This window comes from Agrococcus sp. GCM10030265, assembly GCF_042666675.1.
GTDB lineage: Bacteria > Actinomycetota > Actinomycetes > Actinomycetales > Microbacteriaceae > Agrococcus.
In genome coordinates this window covers 857797-879438 of sequence record NZ_JBHTCZ010000001.1, presented here as the reverse complement: position 1 = coordinate 879438, position 21642 = coordinate 857797, and the positions used below count along the sequence as shown (strand labels likewise).

22 protein-coding genes are annotated in these 21642 nt (G+C 73.1%); 14 read left to right on the top strand and 8 right to left on the bottom strand.

The genetic code is table 11. From position 1 onward, the window contains the following. The first annotated feature begins 367 nt into the window (after positions 1 to 367). Positions 368 to 1192, top strand: a complete 825-nt coding sequence (locus ACFQPP_RS04210; protein WP_376915276.1) for an HAD-IIA family hydrolase — start codon at positions 368 to 370, stop codon at positions 1190 to 1192. 154 nt (positions 1193 to 1346) lie between these two features. Here the strand turns inward: ACFQPP_RS04210 and ACFQPP_RS04205 are convergent, their stop codons facing one another. Both ACFQPP_RS04205 and ACFQPP_RS04200 read right to left on the bottom strand, forming a co-directional pair. Beyond that, positions 1347 to 1943: a hypothetical protein gene (locus ACFQPP_RS04205; protein ID WP_376915275.1), complete on the bottom strand. Its 597-nt coding sequence runs from the start codon at positions 1941 to 1943 to the stop codon at positions 1347 to 1349. Between the two features lie 195 nt (positions 1944 to 2138). Next, positions 2139 to 3563, bottom strand: coding sequence for a sugar porter family MFS transporter (locus ACFQPP_RS04200; protein ID WP_376915274.1), 1425 nt, complete (start codon positions 3561 to 3563; stop codon positions 2139 to 2141). A 101-nt stretch (positions 3564 to 3664) separates the two neighbouring features. On the opposite strand from ACFQPP_RS04200, the gene ACFQPP_RS04195 reads away from it, so the two are divergent. The 10 genes from ACFQPP_RS04195 to ACFQPP_RS04150 all read left to right on the top strand — a co-directional run bounded on the left by ACFQPP_RS04195 (position 3665) and on the right by ACFQPP_RS04150 (position 13329). After that, positions 3665 to 4048, top strand: a complete 384-nt coding sequence (locus ACFQPP_RS04195) for a hypothetical protein (protein ID WP_376915273.1) — start codon at positions 3665 to 3667, stop codon at positions 4046 to 4048. A 14-nt stretch (positions 4049 to 4062) separates the two neighbouring features. After that, entirely contained in the window at positions 4063 to 5916 is a 1854-nt protein-coding gene (locus ACFQPP_RS04190; RefSeq protein WP_376915272.1) for a helix-turn-helix domain-containing protein, read from the top strand. 56 nt (positions 5917 to 5972) lie between these two features. Then, a complete protein-coding gene (locus tag ACFQPP_RS04185; RefSeq protein ID WP_376915271.1) occupies positions 5973 to 7040 on the top strand; it encodes a hypothetical protein in 1068 nt (355 codons plus the stop codon). A gap of 373 nt (positions 7041 to 7413) precedes the next feature. After that, on the top strand, positions 7414 to 8682 hold the full coding sequence (locus ACFQPP_RS04180; protein WP_376915270.1) for a hydroxymethylglutaryl-CoA reductase, degradative: 1269 nt from the start codon (positions 7414 to 7416) through the stop codon (positions 8680 to 8682). Then, a complete protein-coding gene (locus tag ACFQPP_RS04175; RefSeq protein WP_376915269.1) occupies positions 8679 to 9629 on the top strand; it encodes a hydroxymethylglutaryl-CoA lyase in 951 nt (316 codons plus the stop codon). Before ACFQPP_RS04180 ends, ACFQPP_RS04175 begins: the two co-directional genes overlap by 4 nt. Continuing rightward, on the top strand, positions 9626 to 10078 hold the full coding sequence (locus ACFQPP_RS04170; RefSeq protein WP_376915268.1) for a hypothetical protein: 453 nt from the start codon (positions 9626 to 9628) through the stop codon (positions 10076 to 10078). The genes ACFQPP_RS04175 and ACFQPP_RS04170 overlap by 4 nt, the downstream gene beginning before the upstream one ends. After that, entirely contained in the window at positions 10078 to 11460 is a 1383-nt protein-coding gene (locus tag ACFQPP_RS04165; RefSeq protein ID WP_376915267.1) for a tripartite tricarboxylate transporter permease, read from the top strand. Before ACFQPP_RS04170 ends, ACFQPP_RS04165 begins: the two co-directional genes overlap by 1 nt. Before the next feature lie 154 nt (positions 11461 to 11614). Next, entirely contained in the window at positions 11615 to 11743 is a 129-nt protein-coding gene (locus ACFQPP_RS04160) for a hypothetical protein (protein ID WP_376915266.1), read from the top strand. A 259-nt stretch (positions 11744 to 12002) separates the two neighbouring features. Further along, the gene (locus ACFQPP_RS04155; protein ID WP_376915265.1) at positions 12003 to 12959 is read left to right on the top strand and encodes a hypothetical protein; all 957 of its coding nucleotides are present in this window, start codon (positions 12003 to 12005) and stop codon (positions 12957 to 12959) included. A 70-nt stretch (positions 12960 to 13029) separates the two neighbouring features. Then, on the top strand, positions 13030 to 13329 hold the full coding sequence (locus ACFQPP_RS04150) for a hypothetical protein (RefSeq protein ID WP_376915264.1): 300 nt from the start codon (positions 13030 to 13032) through the stop codon (positions 13327 to 13329). Positions 13330 to 13529: 200 nt separating this feature from the next. Here the strand turns inward: ACFQPP_RS04150 and ACFQPP_RS04145 are convergent, their stop codons facing one another. The 6 genes from ACFQPP_RS04145 to ACFQPP_RS04120 all read right to left on the bottom strand — a co-directional run bounded on the left by ACFQPP_RS04145 (position 13530) and on the right by ACFQPP_RS04120 (position 18524). After that, positions 13530 to 13805 (bottom strand): hypothetical protein, encoded by a 276-nt coding sequence (locus tag ACFQPP_RS04145; RefSeq protein ID WP_376915263.1) that lies wholly within the window; start codon positions 13803 to 13805, stop codon positions 13530 to 13532. Between the two features lie 125 nt (positions 13806 to 13930). Next, positions 13931 to 15016, bottom strand: coding sequence for a hypothetical protein (locus tag ACFQPP_RS04140; protein WP_376915262.1), 1086 nt, complete (start codon positions 15014 to 15016; stop codon positions 13931 to 13933). A 412-nt stretch (positions 15017 to 15428) separates the two neighbouring features. Then, positions 15429 to 16352: an AEC family transporter gene (locus tag ACFQPP_RS04135; protein WP_376915261.1), complete on the bottom strand. Its 924-nt coding sequence runs from the start codon at positions 16350 to 16352 to the stop codon at positions 15429 to 15431. Between the two features lie 95 nt (positions 16353 to 16447). Beyond that, the gene (gene pyrE, locus ACFQPP_RS04130) at positions 16448 to 16999 is read right to left on the bottom strand and encodes an orotate phosphoribosyltransferase (protein WP_376915260.1); all 552 of its coding nucleotides are present in this window, start codon (positions 16997 to 16999) and stop codon (positions 16448 to 16450) included. 57 nt (positions 17000 to 17056) lie between these two features. Then, entirely contained in the window at positions 17057 to 17608 is a 552-nt protein-coding gene (locus ACFQPP_RS04125) for a hypothetical protein (protein WP_376915259.1), read from the bottom strand. A 226-nt stretch (positions 17609 to 17834) separates the two neighbouring features. Further along, positions 17835 to 18524, bottom strand: a complete 690-nt coding sequence (locus ACFQPP_RS04120) for a metal ABC transporter ATP-binding protein (RefSeq protein ID WP_376915258.1) — start codon at positions 18522 to 18524, stop codon at positions 17835 to 17837. A 44-nt stretch (positions 18525 to 18568) separates the two neighbouring features. Here ACFQPP_RS04120 and aztB point away from each other — a divergent pair, with 44 nt between their 5' ends. The 3 genes from aztB to aztC are packed head-to-tail and all read left to right on the top strand — an operon-like array spanning position 18569 to position 21620. Further along, positions 18569 to 19531, top strand: a complete 963-nt coding sequence (gene aztB, locus ACFQPP_RS04115; RefSeq protein WP_376915256.1) for a zinc ABC transporter permease AztB — start codon at positions 18569 to 18571, stop codon at positions 19529 to 19531. Beyond that, positions 19528 to 20715, top strand: coding sequence for an ABC transporter (locus ACFQPP_RS04110; RefSeq protein WP_376915255.1), 1188 nt, complete (start codon positions 19528 to 19530; stop codon positions 20713 to 20715). Before aztB ends, ACFQPP_RS04110 begins: the two co-directional genes overlap by 4 nt. Continuing rightward, complete coding sequence (gene aztC, locus ACFQPP_RS04105; RefSeq protein WP_376915254.1) at positions 20712 to 21620, top strand: zinc ABC transporter substrate-binding protein AztC; 909 nt, start codon at positions 20712 to 20714, stop codon at positions 21618 to 21620. The genes ACFQPP_RS04110 and aztC overlap by 4 nt, the downstream gene beginning before the upstream one ends. The last annotated feature ends 22 nt before the right edge of the window (positions 21621 to 21642 follow it).

Sequence of the window (21642 nt, the reverse complement as noted above, 5' to 3'; positions counted from 1 at the left end):
AGTCGGGACTCACGCGAGGATACGCGATGAGGATCCTTCGACACCAGATGTCTGGACGGATTGGACGATGCATGCGTTCGGCGTGTCGCGCCGCGGCGACCCCCCGAAGGCGGCGGCCGCACCGGCTCTGCGGGCCTCGCTCGTCGGAGCATGCTGCGCCATGCGGGTCCGCCTCTGCCTCTGCCGTGCGCTCGCCTCCGCCTCCCCCTTCGCTCGCATCCGCCTCCCCCGCTCGTGCCCGCATCCGCCTCCACGCACGCGTCCGCGTCAGGCGCCCGCGTCCGTCGCCCTCGGCGTCGCGATCCCCTGCGCGTCCGCGATGTCCACCCCCGCTGCACCCGGCAGGTTCGGGCGCTAGCGTCGAGCCATGCGCGATCGCACCGACATCGAGTGCTGGCTGACCGACATGGACGGCGTGCTCGTCCACGAGAACCATCCGCTGCCCGGCGCGCAGGCGCTCATCCAGCAGTGGACCGACGAGGGCACCGAGTTCCTCGTGCTCACGAACAACTCGATGTTCACGCCGCGCGACCTCGCGGCGCGGCTGCGCGCATCGGGCCTCGAGGTGCCCGAGGAGCGCATCTGGACGTCGGCGCTCGCGACCGCCGACTTCCTCAAGCAGCAGAAGCCCGGTGGCGCCGCGTACGTGCTCGGCCAGGCGGGCATCATCACGGCGCTGCACGACGCGGGCTTCACGATGACCGAGACCGATCCCGACTTCGTCGTCGTCGGCGAGGTGCGCGACTACTCGTTCGAGGCGATCACGAAGGCCATCCGCCTCATCGACGGCGGTGCGCGCTTCATCACGACCAACCCGGATGCGACCGGTCCGAGCGCAGACGGCCCGCTGCCGGCCACCGGCGCGGTCGCGGCGCTCATCACGGCGGCGACGGGCAAGATGCCCTACGTCGTCGGCAAGCCGAACCCGATGATGTTCCGGTCGGCGCTCAACAAGATCGGCGCCCACTCCGAGAACACGGGCATGATCGGCGACCGCATGGACACCGACATCATCGCCGGCATGGAGGCGGGCCTGCACACGGTGCTGGTGCTCACGGGCATCACGACGACGGCGTCGATCGACCAGTACCCCTTCCGCCCCGACGAGATCGTCGAGGGCGTGCACGAGCTCCTGACGGCGGAGCCGGCCGAGTCCGACGTCGACGCCGACCGCCCGCACGCCGACCTCTGAGCGCGTTGCGCCCCTGACTGGTCGCTCGTTGCGCCGACTGGTCGCTCGTTGGGGGTGACTGGTCGCTCGTCGTCCCAAGCAGCGACCGATCACCCCTACGAGCGACCAGTCGACCACCCCGAGTGACCGGTGGGCCGAGGCGAGCGCGCGGGCGTCAACCCGAGGCGAGCAGGCGAGCCGTGTGCACCGCGAACGCCGCAGCCGTCGCGAAGGATGCGGCTGCCGCAGCGGGCAGCAGCACGTCGATGCCGCGCATCGGCACCTCGCGGCCCGACAGCCCGTCGAGGCGAACCCATCCGTAGACCGCTGCCTTGCCCTGCGCCAGCGCGAGGATGCCGAGCACGGCCGCGAGCGCCAGCGCGGCCACGCCTGCGACGAGCATGCCGAGCTGCACCTCGCCCGACCCGAGCAGCGCACCGAGCGCGAGCCCTGCGCCCACGGCGGCGGTCGCGACGGGCAGGATCCACCAGCGCACGGGCGGCCCGAAGCCGCGCGCGATGACGATCGAGAAGAGGACGGCGACGGCCATCGACGTCGCGCCGGCGATCACCCCGCCCCACGCCGCCGCGCCGCAGACGCGTGCGGAGGCCTCGCACGCGAGGGTCAGGTCGGCGAGCCCGGAGCCCGACAGGGCTGCGAGCACCGACCCGAAGCCGAGCAGCACCCACGACGAGACGAGCCCGAGCCATCCCGTGCCCGGCTGCCCCAGCACGACGGCGCGCGGCGTCGGGTACAGGCGGGAGCGCGGCATCCCTCCACGCTAGCCCCGCCGCGTGCCGCGCCCGAGGGGTCGACCGGGCGCTCGTTGGGAGCGACTGGTCACCGGTTGGGGTGACTGGTCGCTCCTGCGAACGACGAGCGACCAGTCACCCCCGACGAGCGACCAGTCAGACCCGACGAGCGACCAGTCACCCCCGACGAGCGACCAGTCGAAGGACGTCCGCCCTCAGCCTCGGCGCTTGCGCACGTCGAGCTCCTCCTGCATGTCCTCCAGCTCGACGCCCTTCGTCTCGGGCACGCGCAGCAGCACGAACACGAACGACAGCGCCGCGAAGAACGCGTAGAACCCGTACGCGAAGGTCAGCCCGATCTCGGCGAACACGGGGAACGTCGTCGAGATCGCGAAGTTCGCCAGCCACTGCGCCGCCGCGGCCACGGCGAGCGCGCCCGCGCGGATGCGGTTCGGGAACATCTCCCCGAGCAGCACCCACACGACCGGACCCCACGTCGCGCCGAAGCCGACGACGAACAGGTTCGCCGCCACGAGGGCGATCGTCGACCACGGGGCCGTGAGCACCGCCTCGCCGTCCTGCAGCGTCGCGAACGAGAACGCGAGCGCCATCGTGCCGAGCGACACCGCCATGAGCGCCGAGCCCGCGAGCAGCATGAGCCGGCGCCCGACGCGGTCGATGATGAGGATCGCCACGATCGTCACGACGATGTTCGTCACCGAGGTGATGACGCTCGTGAGCAGCGCATCCGACTCGTCGAACCCGACCGAGCGCCACAGCGTCGTCGAGTAGTAGAAGATCACGTTGATGCCCACGAACTGCTGGAACACCGACAGCAGGATGCCGACCCACACGATGGGCTTCAGGCCGAGGCGCGAGCCCAGCAGGTCGCGCAGCGACTCGCGATCCTCGCGCTCGAGCGACGTGCGGATCTGCTCGATGCGCAGGTTGACGTCGGGCTCGCCCGTGAAGTCGAGCAGCACCTGCGACGCCTTGTCGACGTCGCCGCGCGCCACGAGGAAGCGTGGCGACTCCGGCAGCCGGATGGCCATCACCCCGTAGATCACGGCAGGGATGGCCTCGGCCATGAACATCCAGCGCCACGCCTGCAGCCCGATCCACAGCTCGCCGGCCGCGCCGCCTGCGACGGCAGCGAGCGCCGCGTTCGACAGCAGCGCCGTGAAGATGCCGAGCACGATCGCGAGCTGCTGCAGCGAGCCGAGCCGGCCGCGCACGTGCGCGGGCGAGACCTCGGCGATGTACGCGGGGGCGATGACGGATGCGGCGCCGACGCCGAGGCCGCCGATGACGCGCCAGATGATGAGGTCGACGACGCCGAACGCGAGGCCTGAGCCGATCGACGAGACGAGGAAGAGCAGCGCGGCGACCATCATCACGGGGATGCGGCCGAAGCGGTTCGCGATCTGCCCGGCGAACCAGGCGCCTGCGACGCAGCCGAGCAGCGCCGACGACACGGCGAAGCCCTTCACGGCGGCCGAGAGCTCGAACTCGCCGGCGAGCGCGTCGACGGCGCCGTTGATGACGGCGGTGTCGAAGCCGAAGAGGAAGCCGCCGAGCGCGGCGGCGATGGCGATGCCGACGACCCTCGCGTTGATCCTGCTGTGTCCGTCGCCCGCCATCGCTGCCTCCTGGATCCGTGTCGTGCCTCGGCACGCTACGCCTCCTCGGCCGCGCGCGGACGCGGGCTGCGCCGTCGCCGCGCGGACGGTAGGGTCGCGCCGTGATCCCCGACGACTGGATGCCGCATCGCCGTGCCGACGGCGAGACCGTCGGCTACGTGCACCTCGCCGACGGCGGGCTGTTCCAGGCGATGGACCTGCTGGGCAGGCCGCTCGGCGAGCCGGTCGAATGGCTCGAGGTCGAGGCGCTGCTCGACGAGCACTCGATCGCGTGGCTCGACGGCGCCTGGTCGTACGCGATCGAGGAGGGCCGTGCGGTGCGCACGCGCATCGTCGAGCTCTCGAGCGCCCGCGTCGTGCTCGTCGACGATCGGCTCGGTGCCGTCGACGGCGCCCCGCCCGCCCGCTACGAGGTGCCCATCCCGGTCGAGCCGGGCGTGCTCGAGCCCGCCGCGCCGCTCACGGAGTGGCCGCCCACGCCGTAGGGCACGATCGACCCATGGATGCGTCGCCGCTGTCGAGGATGCTCGACGACGCGCTCGCAGGCCGCCCGGTCGACGAGGCCCGCATCCGCGCGACCCTGCCGACGGCATCCGAGGCGGAGGCGATGACGCGACTGCTCGCCGAGCGCGAGCGGCTCGTGCGGCGCGACGTGCAGCTGGGCGCCGTCATGGCGTCGACGCGCGACCTGCTCGACGTGCACGAGGCCGATGCGATGCTGCAGCGCATCGTCGACCGCGCGTTCGACCTCATGGGGGTCGACGTCGCCTACCTCTCGGCGTACGAGGCATCCGAGGATCAGCTCTACGTGCGCGCGACGCGAGGCATCGCGTCGCCGCGCTTCCTCGGCATGGTCGTGCCCGCCGGCATCGGCGTCGCGAGCCTCGCCGTGCGCACGCGCACGCCGCAGTGGGTGGAGGAGTACGCGCGTGCGACGCTGCCGCACGACGCGATCATCGACGACGTGCTCGCCGAGGAGGGGCTGCGGTCGCTGCTGGGCGTGCCGCTCGTGGCGCACGACCGCGTGCTGGGCGTGCTGTTCGCGGCGACGCGCTCCAGCCACCGATTCTCGGCCGACGAGATCGCGCTGCTGTCGACGTTCGGCGGCCACGCGGCGATCGTGCTGCAGGTCGCGAGCCTCTTCGAGGACGTCGCGTCGGCGTCGCAGCTCGCCGAGGATCGCCGCAGGCACACCGAGTGGGCGGCCGACCTGCACGCCGAGCTCGCACGGGCGGCCGTCGACGGCGCAGAGCCCGGGGCCATCGCGGCGACGCTCGCGTCGGCGCTCGGCCGACCGGTCGCGCTGCTCGACGCCGCAGGACATCTCGTCGCGGGCGACGCCGCGCTCGCCGATGCCGTGCCCACCCTGTCGCGAGCGCTCTCGACCTCGAGGCGCGACGGGGTCGCGGCAGTCGTCGAGGGCGCCATCGAGCTCGTCGCACCCGTGCTCGCGAGCCGCGAGCGCCCGGGCGCCCTCCTCGTCGGCCGCGCTGCCGACGGTGCGGCGCTCGACGGCGTGCGCCGCCGCACGGTCGAGCGTGCGGCGCTCGTGCTCGCGTTCCTCGCGGTGCAGCGCGACGCGGTGGCGGATGCGGAGGATCGGGTGCGCGGCGAGCTCGCCCTCGACGTGCTCGACGGCGCCTCCCCCGCCGCGCTGCGTCGCGCCGCCGCGCGCGGCCTGCCCGTGGGCGGAGCGTGGGTCGCGGTGGCGGTGCCCGCGTCGGCCGAGGCGCGCGCGCGAGCCGTCGCGGTCGCCGGACGCCGGTCGTCGTGGCTCACGGCTCCGGCACCCGACGGGCTCGTCGTGCTGCTGCCGCACGCGTCGGCCGCGGAGGCGGCACGCGAGGTGCTCGCGACCATCGAGGCCGCGATCGCCGATGCGGTGGGCGGCTCCCGCTCGACGGAGGCGTCGCCACTCGCGGTCGGCGCGGGCTGCTCGGGGCTCGGCGGCGCCGCCGACGCAGCCCGTCGCGCGGGCGCGACGGCCCAGCTCGCCGCCGGGCTCGGCATCGACGGCGCGATCGACGCCGCGTCCCTCGCGCCGTACGCGACGCTGCTGGGCGGCGACGGCGCCGCGGCCGCCGCATCCATCGACGCCGTGCTCGCACCCGTGCTGGCCTGGGACTCCGAGCGCGGCACGGCGCTCGTCGAGACGATGCGGGCGCTGCTCGACGCGCGCGGCTCGGTGCAGGCCGCGGCGGCCGCGCTGCGCGTGCACCCGAGCACCGTGAAGCAGCGCGCAGCCCGCATCGGCGCGCTGCTCGGCGAGGCGTGGACCGACCCCGAGGCGCGGTTCCGCATCGAGTTCGCGGTGCGGCTCGAGCTCGCGCGGCGCGCGCTGCTCGCGCGCTGAGCGGCGGCGCTCGCGGTCCCAGCCCCGTCACGGATGCGTGTGCCTACCGTGGGGGCATGGATGGCGACGAGCGCTCTGGCATCGGACCCTCCCCCGTCGACGGCCCGGTGCCCTCCGACCTCCGTGGCATCGGCCGCCGCTTCGGGGCATGGTGGACGGGACCGGCCACAGCCGCCGAGATGGCTGCCGCGCTCGACCGCGTCGTCGTCTCGTGGCATCCGGGCTACGCGTCGGCCGTCTCGCGCGTCGTGGGGTCGATGCGTGCGGAGGTGGAGCGCGTCGTCGAGGCCGAGCGCGCCGCGGTGCTCGCTGACGATGCGGACGCGCGCGACACGGTCTCGCCAGCATCGTGGCGGAAGGGTGCGCGCCTGCTCGGCTTCCTCGGCTCGGCGTCGGCCGTCGCGTCCGCCGTCACGGCCGTCTCGTTCGCGATGGGCGGGCGCCGGGGGATCGACCCCATCGACGTCGCGCTCCTCACCGCGATCGCGAGCGTCGTCGCCCTCGTCGGCCACGTCGCGGCGCTCATGCCGCCCGCTCGCGTCGGCATCCCGAGCCGCGCGACCTCCTTCCTGCTCGAGCTCGCGACCCTCGCGTCGGGCGCGGCGACGCTCTCGCTGTGGCTGCGTCGCGAGGATTGGGATGCGCGGGCGGCAGCCTGCGCCGTCACGTCGCTCGGCTGCGTCATCGCGCTCGCGGTGGCGACCGCGCTCGTCATCGGCGCGCGCATGCGGCTCTCCGCACCGCGCCGGCGCGCGCAGATCGCTGCTGACGAGCGGCTGCGCGCGATGATCCCGGCCCTCCTCGCCGAGCGCCTCGACGAGGCGCCGGCAGCGATCGAGGCCGCGTGGCGCGCCCTGCACCCCGACACGCGCGCCGCGATCGAGCACGAGCGCGACGGGGCCATCCGCGCCTTGCGCGAGCGGGGGTTCCGGCTCGACGAGGTGACGCTGCGCGCGGCGACGCCCGGCGTGCTCCTGCTGCCCGCCGCCGCCGATGCCGCGTGGTCGCTGCTGCACGCGGCGGATGCGTTCGAGGCGCACGGCAAGACGGGCACGCCGCTCGGGCACTTCGCGACCATCGCCCATGCGCGCCGCCTCTCCGCGGACCGCGACGGCACGGGATGAGCGTCAGCGACCCGCCGAGGGCGCATTCCACTCGACGACCCGCTCACGCTCATCCCGTGCGCGACCCGAGCGCGCGAACGCGCCCGTGCCCGCCGGCCGGAGGCCCTCGGCGGGGCGGTCCAGCTCGCGCGAACGCCTGGCCGATGCGGCCCTCGGTGCGTCAGCACTCCCGCCCCGACGTCGGCGACAGCGTGCGTACCAGCGTGCGCACTGCGAGAGGCACGAGCTGCCGCTCGTGCCGTGAGCCGTGCGCGCATCTGCGATGGACACGACAAGCCGCTTCGATGTGTCCGATGGAGACGCATCCCCGACCGCACCGCGCTGCTTCCATGGACCAGGCAGCGCGACGCCGCGCGCCAGGAAGGCCTGCATCGTGGCACGCACCTCCCGCCTCAGCGGGCTCCGCTCCCTCGCCCCGCACGAGCGTCGCGCCGCCGTCGCGGCCGAGCTCGGCATCGAGCCCGAGGACCTCGGCGCCTTCCTCGACGGCGGCATCGACATCGAGCAGGCCGACCGCATGGTCGAGCACGCGATCGGCACCATCGGCATCCCCGTCGGCGTCGCGACGAACTTCGTGATCGACGGTCGCGAGGTGCTCGTGCCCATGGCCACCGAGGAGCCGAGCGTCGTCGCCGCCGCGAGCAACGTCGCGCGCATGGCCCGCCCCACGGGTGGCTTCACGACCACGACGACCGGCCCCATCATGCAGGCGCAGGTGCAGCTGCTCGACGTCGCCGACGTGCACGCAGCCCGTGCGCGCATCCTCGAGCGCGAGGCGGAGGTGCTCGAGCTCGCGAACGCGCAGGATCCCCGGCTCGTCGAGCACGGTGGCGGCGCACGCCGCGTCGACGTGCGCATCGTGCGCGGCGAGCGTCGCACGCACCTCGTCGTGCACCTCGTCGTCGACGTGCGGGATGCGATGGGCGCCAACGCGGTGAACACGATGGCCGAGGCGACCGCTCCCCTGCTGGCGAGCATCGCGCGGGGCCGTCATCTGCTGCGCATCCTCACGAACAAGGCCGACCTGCGCCTCGCCCGCGCCCGCGTCGCCATCCGCGCCGAGGACATCGGGGGCCCGCAGGTCGTCGCCGACATGCTCGAGGCGGGCGCGCTCGCCTTCGACGACCCGTACCGGGCGGCGACGCACAACAAGGGCATCATGAACGGCATCACCGCCGTCGTGCTCGCCACGGGCAACGACACCCGCGCCGTCGAGGCGGGCGCGCACGCGCATGCCGCACGCGACGGGCAGTACCGATCGCTGTCGACGTGGGAGCGGGATGCCGACGGAGGCCTCGCCGCGACGCTCGAGCTGCCGATGCCGGTCGGGCTCGTGGGCGGCGCGACCCGCAGCCATCCCGCCGCGCAGGCGGCGGTGCGGATGCTCGGCGTCGAGAGCGCCGACGACCTCGCGCGCATCGTCGTCGCGGTCGGCCTCGCGCAGAACGTCGGCGCCGTGCGCGCCCTGTCGGCCGAGGGCATCCAGCGCGGCCACATGGGCCTGCATGCGCGCAACGTCGCCGTGTCGGCCGGTGCCGCACCCGACGAGGTGGATGCGCTCGCCGCGCGCCTCGTCGCTGCGGGCGCCGTGCGTGCCGACGTCGCCGAGCGCGAGCTCGCCGAGCTGCGGGCCGGCCGATGAGCGTGCGCGACGTGGGGCTGCCCGAGCGCCAGCCGCTCGCCGGCGCGCCCGATGACGTGACGATCTGGGAGGTCGCGCCGCGCGACGGCCTGCAGGCGGAGGCCGTGACGCTCGACGTCGACGACCGCATCCGTGCCGTGCGCATGCTCGCCGCCGCCGGGCTGCCCGTCATCGAGGTCGGCTCGTTCGTGCGCGCCGACCGCGTGCCGCAGATGGCCGGCTCGGATGCCGTGCTCGCAGGCACGGCGGGTCTGGGCATCCGCACGCCCGTGCTCACCCCCAACCTGCACGGGTACCACGCCGCGCGCGCCGCGGGGGCGCAGGACGTCGCGGTGTTCCTCAGCGTCACCGAGACGTTCGCGCGCGAGAACCTCGGCATGAGCCGTGCGGCGAGCGAGGCCGCGTCTCGCGAGGTCGTGGCGCATGCCAAGGCCGACGGCGTGCGCGTGCGAGGGTATCTGTCGATGGTCTTCGGCGACCCCTGGGAGGGACACGTGCCCGTCTCGGACGTCGTCCGCGTCGCGACGCTGCTGCGCGAGCAGGGCGTCGACGAGCTCTCGCTCGGCGACACGATCGGCGTCGCGACGCCCGGCCAGGTGCGCGGCGTCGTCGACGCGCTCGCCGACGCCGGCATCCGCCCCGAGTCCATCGCCCTCCACATGCACGACACCTACGGCACGGCGCTCGCCAACGTCCTCGCAGGCCTCGAGGCCGGCGTGCGCACGTTCGACGCCGCGGCGGGCGGCATCGGCGGCTGCCCGTTCGCGCGCAGCGCGACCGGCAACCTCGCCACCGACGACCTCGTCTGGATGCTGGACGGGATGGGGGTCCGCACGGGCGTGGACCTCGACGCCCTCACCGATGCGAGCGCCTGGCTGTCGGCCGCGCTCGCCCGACCCACGTCGTCGCGCGTCGCCCGCGCGCTGATGGCGAAGGAGCACGCATGACCGAGCAGCAGCGGACGGAGCCCTCGAGGCTCCTCGAGGTGTGGGGCGACACCGTCGACTCGCGACACCTCGTCTGGTCGATCCTGCTGGGCGTCGGCCTCGGCGCCCCCGCGTACCTGCTGGCCGAGTGGGGCTTCGCGCAGTCCGACGTCGCGCCCGGGCTGCAGCGCTCGTACGCGCTGCTCGCGGGCATCGCCGCGTGCATCGTCGCCGCCGTCGTGGCGGCGCGGCTCTTCGCGCCCAAACGCACCGTCGTCGTCGGGTCGGCGACCGTCGGCTCGCGCGACGAGGCGATGGATGCGATCGAGGCCGAGATCGGCCCGCTCGGCGACCCCGACGAGCTGCCCGCGCGCCTCCTCGCCGAGGTGCGCGCGCTCGGTCTGTACGACGACCTCGCGGCCCAGCACCGTCGCCGCTCCGAGGCCGCAGCACGGGGCGAGGTGGCGTGATGGAGGTGCTCGAGCTCATCCCGTGGGCCATCGGCATGGCCCTCGTCGGCGCCATCGTCTTCGGCCTCCTCGGCCTCGTGTCCGGCACCGACGAGACGGCGACGATCGCACCGATCACGCTGCTCGTCATCCTGCTGGGCGTGCCGCCCGTCGGCGTCTTCGCGTTCTTCATGGCCGCGATCTCGGCGAAGCACATCACGCACGCGATCCCCACGACGCTCCTCGGCATCCCAGGCGACACGCTCGCGGCACCGCTGCTGCGCGACGCGCAGCTGCTGCGCGAGCTGGGCGTGCCGCACATCGCGCTGCGGAAGGCGATCTCGGGCGGCGTGATCGCGGCGATCATCGCCGTGCCCGTCGCCGTGCTGTTCGCGTGGATCCTGACGCCGTTCTCGGATGCCATCACGGCCGTCGCGCCGTGGCTGTTCCTCGCGGCCGCCGCGGCGATCGCCGTGCTGTCGAAGGGCCGCTGGGCGGCGCTCGTCGCGCTCGTGCCGTTCGTGCTGCTCGTCGTGGGCCTGCAGGCCTTCGCCACCGGTGCGCTCGACCGCGGCCTGTCGATCGCGTTCTTCCTCGGCATCGCGACGGGGCCGCTCATCGCCGACCTGTTCCTCTCGCTCTCGCCCTCGGGCCGCGCATCCATGCGCCGGGATGCGCCGCGCACGTTCGAGCTCGCCGCCGACTCCCGCACGTGGTCGGGCAGGCTGCCGAACCCGCTGCAGGTGCTCGACGCGCGCCAGGCGGCGTCGACCGCGGGCGCCGCGGTCGTGTCGTCGGCGACGTTCGTCTTCTCTCCCGTGGCGATGACGGTGCTCATGGGCGAGACGTTCGCGGGCCGCATCAAGAACGGCTACCGCCGCCTCACGTCGATGATGGCGATCAAGAACGGCACGACCGAGTCGACGTACATCGCCGAGACGCTCATCCCGCTCATCGCCATCGGCCTGCCGCTGTCGCCCATGGCCGCCGGCCCCGCCAACCCGCTGTTCAACGCGCCGCCGGTCTACACGATCGACGCCGAGGCGGGCACGTCGAACAACCTCCACGACCTGCTGGAGCCGTGGCAGTTCCTCGTCTTCGGCCTGCTCGCGGTGATCGTGGCGGTGCTGCTGACGTACCCGTTCGCGATGACGCAGGCGCACCGTGCCGCGTCGTGGATCATGCGCAAGGTGTCGCACGAGGCCGTCATCGGCGCGTTCGCGGGCCTCATCGCGGTCATCTGCCTCTACGAGGGCGGTCTCATCGCCCTGCTCGTCGCGATCACGGTCGGCCTCGTCGGCGGGCTGCTGAACAAGATGTTCCAGATGCACACGGGCGTGCAGTTCATGGGCTACTACGTCGCGGTGCTGACGGTGCCGGCCATCACGGCGCTGCTCGGCTAGGACGCGGATCGGCCGGCGGTCGGGCTCTGGCGCTTCCTCGGCGCCCGAGCCCGTTCGGCGTCGGTGGCAAGGGGGTCTCGATGCGGGGGTGCGTGCGCTTGACTCATGGTCCGCCGACGTCAGGCCCGCCTGACCGACCGATTGGACCCATCCCATGCGCAAGCGCCTCCTCACCCTCCTCGTCACCGCCGTCGCCCCCGTGGTCGTGAACTTCGTCGTCGACAAGATCCGGTCGCGCGGGCAGGACCAGGGCGGCTCTTCGAGGCGCCGCGGCAAGCGCTGAGCCGGCGGCGCGCCTCGCCGCCTCGCCCCCATCCGGAAGCTGACACTGGGCACTCGATGCGCGGGTGGGCACTCGATGCCGTCGAGACGCTCGGATCGCAGCATCGAGTGCCCACTCGCGTCTGCGCTAGGGCGCGGTGCCGCCACGCCCCGGCCTCGACGCCGCAGATTCGGTTGCATGTCGAATCCTGTGGTCTTTTGTCGACAGATTCGCGGATGACTCCCGCTGCGCCCACGCGACCATCCGACGATCGGGATGGGTGATCACCACCCACCGCGATCGAAGGAGTCTCGTCATGATCGGTCCGAGGTCTCGCCTGTACGGGCCTACAGCCGCCGCGGCCGCCGCACTCGTCGTCCTGGCCCCGCTGCCCGCCTGGGCGGACGATGAGTCTGCCGACAACATCGCGGAGCAGGCCGCGGAGGTCGCACCTCCCATCGGCGCGACAGAGCCTGCGTCGATGCACACGGACGGGGCGGTCGCCCATGGCGACGTCATCACGCTCGAGGCACCGCTGGATCTCGACGAAGGCATCACGGGACCCGGGGAGGCCACCGCCCTCGTCGTGACCGTCGACGTGGGCGACGAGACGGCTATGGCTGAGGTGGCGTCCGACGGCAGCGTCGTCTACGCGTCGGATGCCGCTGAGGACGTCGTCGTGCACGCGACGGACGATGCGGTCCGCATCCAGACCGTCATCGGTTCGGCGGCCGAACTCCATGAGATCCCGTACGCGTTCCACGACGGGTTCGTACCCACCTCGGATGGAACGACCTTCTTCGCCATCGACGCCGAGCAGCCCAGCGGTGCCGCGGTCTACTCGATCGACGAACCCTGGGCGTTCGATGCGTCGGGCGCAGCCGTCGAGACGCATCTCGAGATGCGCGGGGACGAGCTCGTGCAGATCGTGACCCCGGATGCGAGCACGACGTATCCGATCATCGCCGACCCGACGTTCCGGTGGGTGTCGGCTGGCTTCGGCGTGCAGTTCACTCGCACGGAGACGCGCGACATCGCGAACCAGGGCGGCATCTCAGGTGCTTGTGCTGCGATCACGCGGAAGATCCCGGTGGGACCTCACAAGATCGCTGGCTCGATCGCATGCGCTGCGATCGCTGGATATGTCTTCTCCCAGGCGAACGTGGCACGCGGCGCGAACTCGTGCATCTTCCTCCAGCTGGCACCGGTTCCCGCGGTGTGGCGAGGGTGCTCGTGATGCACCATCGACTGTCAGCGCGACCGACGCCCTGTCCCGGCGTGCTGACCGAGCAGATGGGAGGATGATCATGGATCTGACCCTCGCCCTGTGCCTAGGAATGGCGGTCGGCATCCTCGTTGCCTGCGTGCCCCGAGCCGTCATCGCGCGGCTCGCCGCTCTCGCCCTCCTGGGTGTCGTGATCTGGCAGGTCACCGTCCACTTCGAAGCCTGGGAGGGTCTCGCATTCGGCATCACGACGGTCGCAGCGTCATGGGGTACGACCTGGGCGAGGAACCGGCGGCGCCGGAGTCGCGGTCACGCCCACTACCCCTTCGAGGCAACGCCGGACGGCATCGACTCCCGCGAATCCGACTCGGGGCGCGCGTGAACGATCCGCCCGAGCCGACCGAGCTGTTCCAGATGCACATGGGCGCGCGGCTCTCGGGCTGCTGCGTCGCGGTGCTCACGGTGCCCGTCAACATCGAGCTGCTTGGCTGAGCCCTTCCCGATCGGCCGACTGGTGCGGCCGACCGAAAGGCTGTGGCTCGCGACACGCCGCGTGGCGGGCCACGGCCGACCGATCGCTGGCTACGCAGACCCCGACGGCATCTGCGCGAAGACGATCCCGGCGACCTCATAGCGCTCCTCGAGCGCGATGTCGACGCCCGCGAAGTCGACGAGCACGAACCGATCCCACTCGACCTCCGAGTGCTCGCCCGCATAGGACTCCGCGTGTGCAACGGTCTCGAACCTCAGGAAGAGCCCGACATCAGAGGACCACGCCTCGACGCACGGTACCTCGGACGTGCACACGGTCGACGTGACATAGCGAAGGGATGCGGAGGCCCCGTCGGGCAGGGGCATGTCCTCGTTCGTCAAGGGACCCGCGAGCTCGAAGTCCTGTGAGACCGGTGGCTGACCGCAGCCAGCGAGCGCGAGCGACGCCAGGCTGGCTGCGATGCCTGCAGAACGAAGCAGCACACGCGGTCTCATCGCAGGCCACCATCCGCGCGGTTCCAATCGCATCTGTGGTCGACCACATTGTTGGCCCAGTGACGATTCATCGCGACGCGGGTGCGTTCGAGGTTCCACTCCCACCCACGGTAGTCGGCGATCCAACCCAGAGCGTGACACTCGAACTGCTGTCTGACGCTCGTCGTGTCGAACACGGGACGGATCCGCCAGAAGATGCGTGAGAGCATCTCCGGCCAGCCGTACTGGTTGATGATCACCTGGCCACGGAGGATGCCTTGCGGAACCGCCAGCGGCACGGGTGGCGTCGTCCTTCCCCCTCGGGCCCATACTGCGACGCCCCAAGAGCTGAGTCGAAGTGAGACCACGGTGTCCTGCGGGAAGTTCGTGCGCACAGAGGAGAACAAGCTGGTGCCCAAGGAGGGATCGGCAGCCACCGGGTAGACAGTCTCCGGACCAACGTGTGCAACCACCTGGGTCAGGGTCGAGCCAGCGAGCTCGAAATGGGTTGCGAGTTCGCTGCCGACCGCATCGACAGCCCACGGCGGAGCGACGCCGGCGACGAACGCGCCCGCAGCATCTGACACGATGACGCCGCCGGCGACCGGCTCGATCTCGACCGAGGCACCTTCCGGCACCGTGAGCTGGTACTCGAAGGACGTTGGTGCCGTCGCGCCGTCGATCACGTCGATGAGTTGCGCGCCTCCGTCGCGCTGGGGGAGGACGACCGTCGATGCGTCGTCGCCGGTCGCGAAGACGGCGTATCCGTCGCTCGACGACGACGGTTCCGAGGTGCTGTCGGCGATGCCGACCGTCACCTCCGCGTCGGCCTGGTCCAGGGTCACCACCCCGTCGCTCGTGTCGATGACGACCTCACCGTTCGAGACAGGCACCGCGACCTCGCCACCGCCATCGATGCCGCCTACCGCTCCGACCAGAGGAGCCACGCCCGAGATCCCCTCGATCGACGCCGAGGCCGCCTCGATGGAGGAGACCGCCTCGTCAGCCCCGGAGGTGGCGGAGGCCGGCATCGCTGTCCCGGAGACCATGACCCCCAGGAGTCCCAACCCGATCATGCTGCGAATCGCTTCCTTGGCACCCATGTACGCCTCCGTTCGCCTCCAGCGACCGCTGCCGCGGCGCTTCCCGAGCGATCGTGTCCACGAGAGAAGGTCGACCAACCTGCGAAGCGGCGACTTCGTCAACCACCGGTGACCCCGAAGGCGCTCCTGTCGAACCCGAGGCGCGTGCAGCCGCCATCTGCCTCTCCGAGGGCGGCAGCATCGCCCCGCTCGTGGCGATCGCGGTTGAGCTCGTCGGCGGCATCCTCAGCTGGCGAGGGTGATCGACGGCGTGGGCCGCCTCGCGGTTCGAAGACGAGGTGAAGGACCGGGGTGCGCGGCGAGAACGTGCCGGGCGACCGATTGCACGTCGAGAGCGTCGCCTTCTCGAGAGCCCTCGCGAAGGACGAGCGTTGGCGCCCACGGTGGCAACGATGGGCAAGCCCGGAGCGCGCTACGCCCGCAGCAGCCAGGCGATCAGCAGCATCACGGGCAGCGACAGGATCGTCGTGAGCAGCACGACGTCGCGTGCGACGACCTGCGCCGTCTCGTAGCGCAGCGCGTACTGGTACATGTTCTGCGCCGTCGGCAGCGCGCCCATGATCGTGCACGCATAGACGAGGTCGTCCGACAGCCCGAACGCGTAGCGCGCGAGCACGAAGGCGATCGCCGGCGCCGCGAACGACTTCAGCGCCGTCGCGAGCAGCACCTCCTTGCGGCCGGATCCGCGCTGCAGCGGACGGTCGCCGCCGAGCGAGATGCCGAACGCGAGCAGCATGAGCGGCACCGCCGCGCCGCCCAGGATCTCGAGCGGCGCGAGCACCTCATCCGGGATCGCGAGCCCCGTCGCCGAGACCACGGCGCCCAGCACGGATGCGATGAGGATGGGATTGCGCAGCGGCTGCGTCACGATGCCCCAGAACGACGCCTTGCCGGCCCGCACGACGTCGAGGATGCCGAGCAGCACCGGGGCGAGCACGAGCAGCTGCAGCATGATCATCGGTCCGACGAACTGCGCGTCGCCGATGACGTACACCGCGACGGGCAGGCCGATGTTGTTGACGTTGGAGTAGCCCGACGTCGAGGCGCCGATCGCGATGCGGCCGACGTCCTTCGTGAACGCGAGGCGCGCGACGATCGCGTACACGGATGCGACGGCGACGAACGACGCGAGCGCCACGAGCAGCACGCCCGAGAACAGCACCGAGATGTCGGAGTCGGCGAGCACCGTGAACAGCAGCGCGGGGCTCGCGCCGAAGAACGCGACCTTGTTGAGCACGAGCCGGTCGTCCTGCGACACGATGCGCGTGCGCGCGAGCACCCAGCCGACGAGGATGACGAACGCGATGATCGCGAACCCGATGAGCACGCCGCCCATCCGTCTCCTCCCCTGCCGTGTCCCGCCCGCCGAACCATGTGCGGTCTTCGGCCCCTCGTGAGGTCAGAGACGGCCGAGAACCGCAGAAGGTCGGGTCAGGAGGGCTCGAGGCCCAGGTCGTCGAGGTGGATGGCGGCGCGATACTCGACGCCCGTCGCCTCGATGGCGGCCTGGGCGCCCGTCGCACGGTCGACGATCACGGCGACGGCGACGACCTCGGCGCCCACCTTCCGCAGCGCCTCGATCGCGCGGATGGGGCTGCCACCCGTCGTCGACGTGTCCTCGAGCACGACGACGCGCTTGCCCGCGAGGTCGGGACCCTCGACCTGCCGGCCGCGGCCGTGGTCCTTCGGCTCCTTGCGCACGACGAACGCGTCGATCGCGAGCCCGCGCGCGAGCCCGCGGTGCAGCACGGCGTTCGCCAGCGGGTCGGCGCCCATCGTGAGCCCGCCGACGGCGACGACATCCGGGATGTCGGCGATGAGATCGAGCAGCACGTCGCCGATGAGCGGCGCACCGCGGTGGTTGAGCGACAGCTTGCGCATGTCGACGTAGTACGACGCCCGCTTGCCGGACGTCAGCACGAAGTCGCCGTGGAAGACGGCCTCGTCGCGGATGAGCTGGATGAGGTCGTCGCGCGCGGTCACGGCTCCAGGCTACCCAGCGCGCGAGGCACCGCCGCCCGCCTGACGGCGCGACGCGAGTCAGACGGGGCGGCCCGCCCAGGCCATGATGGCCTCCGTGCGCGACGCGCCCTCGGGCGCGGGCTGCGCGTGCGCGAAGACGACGGGCGTGCGCACGTGCTCCTCGACGACGCGAGCAGGCAGCCCCTCCGCGAACGCGAGCAGCGGCTCCGGCAGGTCGAGGCGGTCGGCGAGTCCGATGCGGGCGATGCCCCAGCGGATGTCCCACGCATGCATGAGCAGGTCGATCGTCGGCGAGTAGAGCAGCGGCAGGCGGGCGTCGTCGCACGCGTCGACCGCGGTCATCGCCTCGCGAGCGGTGCGCTCCCAGGCGCCGATCGCGCGCACGTAGGGCAGGTCGGCGCGACCCGACGTCGGCCCGGAGGGCTCGGCCTCGCCCGTGAGCGGCGCGATCACGTTGCCCCGCTGGATGGTGACGACGTGCAGCACGACGTCGGCGATCGTCCACCCCTCGCATGCCGACGGCAGCCCGAGCGAGTCCGAGGCCGCGAGCGCCTCGGCGGTGAACAGCTCGAGGGCGTCGAGGTAGAGCTCGCGGAGCGGCAGCGCCATGCGCTCATCCTGCCCGATCGGCGCGCCGCGGCCGCGCATGCGCACCCCGGCGCCGCTCGTCGTGGCGAGATGTGCGCCGCGGTGACACGCCAGTGGCCGTGCGGGCATGCAGCGCCGCGCAGCGGCACATCTCCTGACGCATCACCTCGGCGCGAGCGCGACGCGAGCGCGGCGCGAGCGCGGCGCGAGCGCGACGCACCCGCCCAAGCACCGCATCCCCCACGCCTCACGGCAGCGCGAGCGCCGCCGCGGCGCGGCGCACCTGCTCGGCCGCGACCTCCTCGGGCACGCCCTCGGCGACGACGCGGCCGCGCTCGAGCAGCACCGCGTGGTCGGCGCGGGCGAGGGATGCCCGGTCGTGCGTCGCGACGATCACGGTCGAGCCGCGCTCGGCGAGGGCGCGCATGGCGGCGTCGATGCGGTCGCGGGAGGCGGCGTCCGCGGAGGCGGTGGGCTCGTCGAGCAGGGTGAGCGGGGCGTCCTGCACGAGCCCCTGGGCGACGAGCACGCGCTGCCGCTGCCCGCCGGAGAGCGCGGCGAGCTGCCTGCTGGCGAGCGCCCGCATGCCGACGACGTCGAGCGCGGCGTCGACGCGTGCGCGGTCGTCGCGCGTGAGGCGTCGCAGCGGTCCGCGCTCGCGCCACAGCCCCATGGCGACGGCGGCGCGCGCCGTCATCGGCAGCCGCTCTGCGAGGTCGGTGCGCTGCACGACGAGGGCTCGCCGCTCGGGCAGCCCGTCGATCGCGCCGTCGTGCGCGAGCACGCCGGCGAGCACCTCGAGCATCGTCGACTTGCCCGAGCCGTTGTCGCCGACGAGCGCCGTGACGCGCGCGGCGGGCAGCGTGAGGGACACGTCGACGAGGGCGGGGTGACCGTCGCGGTGGGCGACGATGCGGTCGAGCACGAGCGTGGGCATCCCTCGATTGTACTTCGATAACCGTTATCATTTACGGTGGATGCGTGCCCTGGATCCTGGAGCCGTTCGAGACGGCCTTCTTCGCTCGCGCGCTGCTCGGCGGCGTGCTGGCCGCGACGATCTGCGCCATCGCGGGCGCATGGGTCGTGAGCCGCGGCATGGCCTTCCTCGGCGAGGCGCTCGGCCACGGGATGCTGCCCGGCGTCGCGATCGCGACGCTCGTGGGCGCATCCCCCATCGCCGGCGCCGCGGTGAGCGCCGCCATCATGGGGCTCGGGATCGGCTGGCTCACCCGCCGCTCGCGCCTGCAGCACGACACCGCCATCGGCATCGCGTTCGTCGGGATGCTCGCGACGGGCATCATCATCGTGAGCCACTCCGGCTCGTTCGCCACCGACGTCACCGCCATGCTCTTCGGCGACGTGCTCGCCATCCGCACGCCCGAGCTCGTCGCCCTCGGCGTCGGCCTCGTCGCCACCGCGAGCGCCGCCGCGCTGCTGCATCGCCCGCTCACGGCGCTCGCGTTCGACGAGCGCGTGGCGGCGACGCTCGGGATGCGTCCCCGCCTCGCGCGCGTCGGGCTCGCCGCGCTCGTGATCGTCGCCGTCGTCGCGTCCTACCAGGCGGTCGGCACGCTGCTCGTCGTCGCCCTCCTCGTGGCGCCGCCCGCGGCGGCAGCGCTCTGGGCGCGGAGCGTGCCCGCCGTCATGGCGGGCGCCGCAGCGATCGGCTCGACGGCCGTCGTCGCCGGACTCCTCGCCTCGTGGCACCTCGCCACCGCGGCGGGCGCCTCGATCGCGGTCGCGGCCGTCGCGGCCGTCGCGCTCTCCGCCGTGCTGCGCGGCGTCGTCGGCACCCGTGCCGCGACCGCCGACGACCGCGCCGAGACCACCCCCACCACGCCCACCGAGGCGGCGACCACCGCCGTCCCGGCCTCCACCCCCGACCTCGCGCACGAGCCCGCGGCCGCCGCGCGCATCCCCGACCCCTCCGAGAGGACCGCATGATCCGCCGCACCCCCGCCCTGCTGGCGCTGCCCGCGCTGCTCGCCATCGCCGGATGCGCGAGCGGCCAGGCCGCCGGCGACCCGCCCGACGACGCCGAGGCGACGCCCCACGGCTTCGTCGAGGGTGCGAGCGAGCACGAGGAGCCGCAGCTCGGGCTCGTCGGCGTCGACGCGTCGGGCGCCGTGACGCTGCTCGACCTGCTCGCCGCCGAGGGCGAGGCGCCCAGCGAGGTCGCCGAGCTCGGCCCCGTCGACGACGTCGCCTCCGACGGTCGCTTCGTCGCGGCATCCACCGCCGACGGCGTCGCGATCGTCGACTCCGGCACCTGGACGGTCGAGCACGGCGACCACAGCCACTACTACCGCGCCGAGCCGCACGTCGCGGCGACGCTCGACGTGGCGGGCCCCGTGCGCATCGCGTCGACCGAGACGGTCACGGTCGTCCTCGCCGAGGGCGCAGGCGAGGTCGTCGCGCTCGACCGCGGCGACCTCGGTCAGGGCGAGACGACCGAGCTCGGCCGCTTCGACGCGGATGCCGTGGCCGCCATCCCGCTCGGCGACGCGATCGTCGTCGCCGACGACGAGGGCGTGCGCCTCGTCGACCACGCAGGCGAGGCCCTCGGCGAGCCCACCGCATGCACGGCGCCGACGGATGCGGTGACGACGCGCGTCGGCGTCGCCGTCGCCTGCGCGGAGGGCGCCGTGCTCGCGACCGACGCCGAGGCGCCGCTCGAGGCCATCCCCTATCCCACGGGCACCGACGCCGCCACGATCGCGACGTCGTTCGACGGCCGCCCTGGCCGCCCCTCGGTGGCGGCGGTCGCCGGCGATGCGGGATTCTGGCTGCTCGACACCCGCGAGCGCACGTGGACGCTCGTGCCCACGACGACGCCCCTCGCGGCGGTCTCGGCGGTCGACGACGCCGACGAGCACGTCGTCGCCGTCGCGACCGACGGTCGCGTGCTCGCGCTCGACGCCGCAGGCACCGAGCTCGGCGCCACCGAGCCCGTGCTCGCCGCAACGCTCGGCGCAGGCGAGACGCCCACCATCGAGCTCGACGCGTCGCGGGCGTACGTCCCCGTCTCCGCCGACGGCTCGGTGCTCGAGATCGACTACGCCGACGGCGCCCGCATCGCGCGCACGCTCGCCCTGCCGGCGACGTGGGTCGCGGAGGTCGGACGATGAGGCGCCTTGCAGCGGCGATCGCGAGCGCCGCCCTCGCCACCGCCGCCCTCGTGGCGTGCGCGCCCGCATCCGAGGGGCCGCGCGTCGTCGTGACGACGAACATCCTCGGCGACGTCGTCGAGACCCTCGTCGGCGACCAGGTCGAGGTCGCCACGCTCATGCAGCCCGACGCCGACCCGCACTCGTTCGAGATCTCGGCGCAGCAGGCGGCGTCGATGGAGCGCGCCGACCTGGTCGTCGCCAACGGACTCGGCCTCGAGGAGGGGCTCGTGCAGCACGTCGAGGCCGCGGCGGATGCCGGGGTGCCGGTGGCGCTCGCGGGCGACGCGGTGGAGGTGCTCGAGTACGCGACGGAGGATGCGTCGGGCCCCGACCCGCACTGGTGGACCGACCCGACGCAGATGCTCGCCGTCGTCGACGCCCTGGAGGCGGCGCTCGTCGAGCACGTCGACGGGGTCGACCCCGACGCGCTCGCCACGGCGGCGGACGCGTACCGAGGCGAGCTCGAGTCGCTCGACGCCGACCTCGCCGAGCGGTTCGACGCCCTCGGCCCCGAGCGCCGCGTGCTCGTGACCAACCACCACGTGTTCGGGTACCTCGCCGAGCGCTACGACTTCCGCATCGTCGGCGCCGTCATCCCCGGCGGCTCGACGCTCGCGGCGCCGAGCGCCTCCGACCTCGACGACCTCGCGTCGGCCATCGAGGAGGCGGGCGTGCCCGTGCTCTTCGCCGAGTCGTCGCAGCCCGACCGCCTCATCCAGGTGCTCGCGGAGGAGGCGGGCGTCGACGTGCGCGTCGAGTCGCTCTTCACCGAGTCGCTCACCCAGCCGGGTGGCGGCGCCGCCACCTACCTCGAGCTCATGACGGCGAACGCCGACCGCATCGTCGCAGCGCTCGGCGCATGACCCCCGACCAGTCCCCGCGGCA

What these genes read in the sequence shown, in the direction of transcription:
- ACFQPP_RS04210 (WP_376915276.1), top strand. Translation starts at nt 368, where the DNA reads ATGCGCGATCGCACCGACATCGAGTGCTGGCTGACCGACATGGACGGC.
- ACFQPP_RS04205 (WP_376915275.1), bottom strand. Translation starts at nt 1,943, where the DNA reads ATGCCGCGCTCCCGCCTGTACCCGACGCCGCGCGCCGTCGTGCTGGGG.
- ACFQPP_RS04200 (WP_376915274.1), bottom strand. Translation starts at nt 3,563, where the DNA reads ATGGCGGGCGACGGACACAGCAGGATCAACGCGAGGGTCGTCGGCATC.
- ACFQPP_RS04190 (WP_376915272.1), top strand. Translation starts at nt 4,063, where the DNA reads ATGGATGCGTCGCCGCTGTCGAGGATGCTCGACGACGCGCTCGCAGGC.
- ACFQPP_RS04185 (WP_376915271.1), top strand. Translation starts at nt 5,973, where the DNA reads ATGGATGGCGACGAGCGCTCTGGCATCGGACCCTCCCCCGTCGACGGC.
- ACFQPP_RS04175 (WP_376915269.1), top strand. Translation starts at nt 8,679, where the DNA reads ATGAGCGTGCGCGACGTGGGGCTGCCCGAGCGCCAGCCGCTCGCCGGC.
- ACFQPP_RS04170 (WP_376915268.1), top strand. Translation starts at nt 9,626, where the DNA reads ATGACCGAGCAGCAGCGGACGGAGCCCTCGAGGCTCCTCGAGGTGTGG.
- ACFQPP_RS04165 (WP_376915267.1), top strand. Translation starts at nt 10,078, where the DNA reads ATGGAGGTGCTCGAGCTCATCCCGTGGGCCATCGGCATGGCCCTCGTC.
- ACFQPP_RS04160 (WP_376915266.1), top strand. Translation starts at nt 11,615, where the DNA reads ATGCGCAAGCGCCTCCTCACCCTCCTCGTCACCGCCGTCGCCCCCGTG.
- ACFQPP_RS04150 (WP_376915264.1), top strand. Translation starts at nt 13,030, where the DNA reads ATGGATCTGACCCTCGCCCTGTGCCTAGGAATGGCGGTCGGCATCCTC.
- ACFQPP_RS04145 (WP_376915263.1), bottom strand. Translation starts at nt 13,805, where the DNA reads ATGCCCCTGCCCGACGGGGCCTCCGCATCCCTTCGCTATGTCACGTCG.
- ACFQPP_RS04140 (WP_376915262.1), bottom strand. Translation starts at nt 15,016, where the DNA reads ATGGGTGCCAAGGAAGCGATTCGCAGCATGATCGGGTTGGGACTCCTG.
- ACFQPP_RS04135 (WP_376915261.1), bottom strand. Translation starts at nt 16,352, where the DNA reads ATGGGCGGCGTGCTCATCGGGTTCGCGATCATCGCGTTCGTCATCCTC.
- ACFQPP_RS04125 (WP_376915259.1), bottom strand. Translation starts at nt 17,608, where the DNA reads ATGGCGCTGCCGCTCCGCGAGCTCTACCTCGACGCCCTCGAGCTGTTC.
- ACFQPP_RS04120 (WP_376915258.1), bottom strand. Translation starts at nt 18,524, where the DNA reads ATGCCCACGCTCGTGCTCGACCGCATCGTCGCCCACCGCGACGGTCAC.
- ACFQPP_RS04110 (WP_376915255.1), top strand. Translation starts at nt 19,528, where the DNA reads ATGATCCGCCGCACCCCCGCCCTGCTGGCGCTGCCCGCGCTGCTCGCC.
- aztC (WP_376915254.1), top strand. Translation starts at nt 20,712, where the DNA reads ATGAGGCGCCTTGCAGCGGCGATCGCGAGCGCCGCCCTCGCCACCGCC.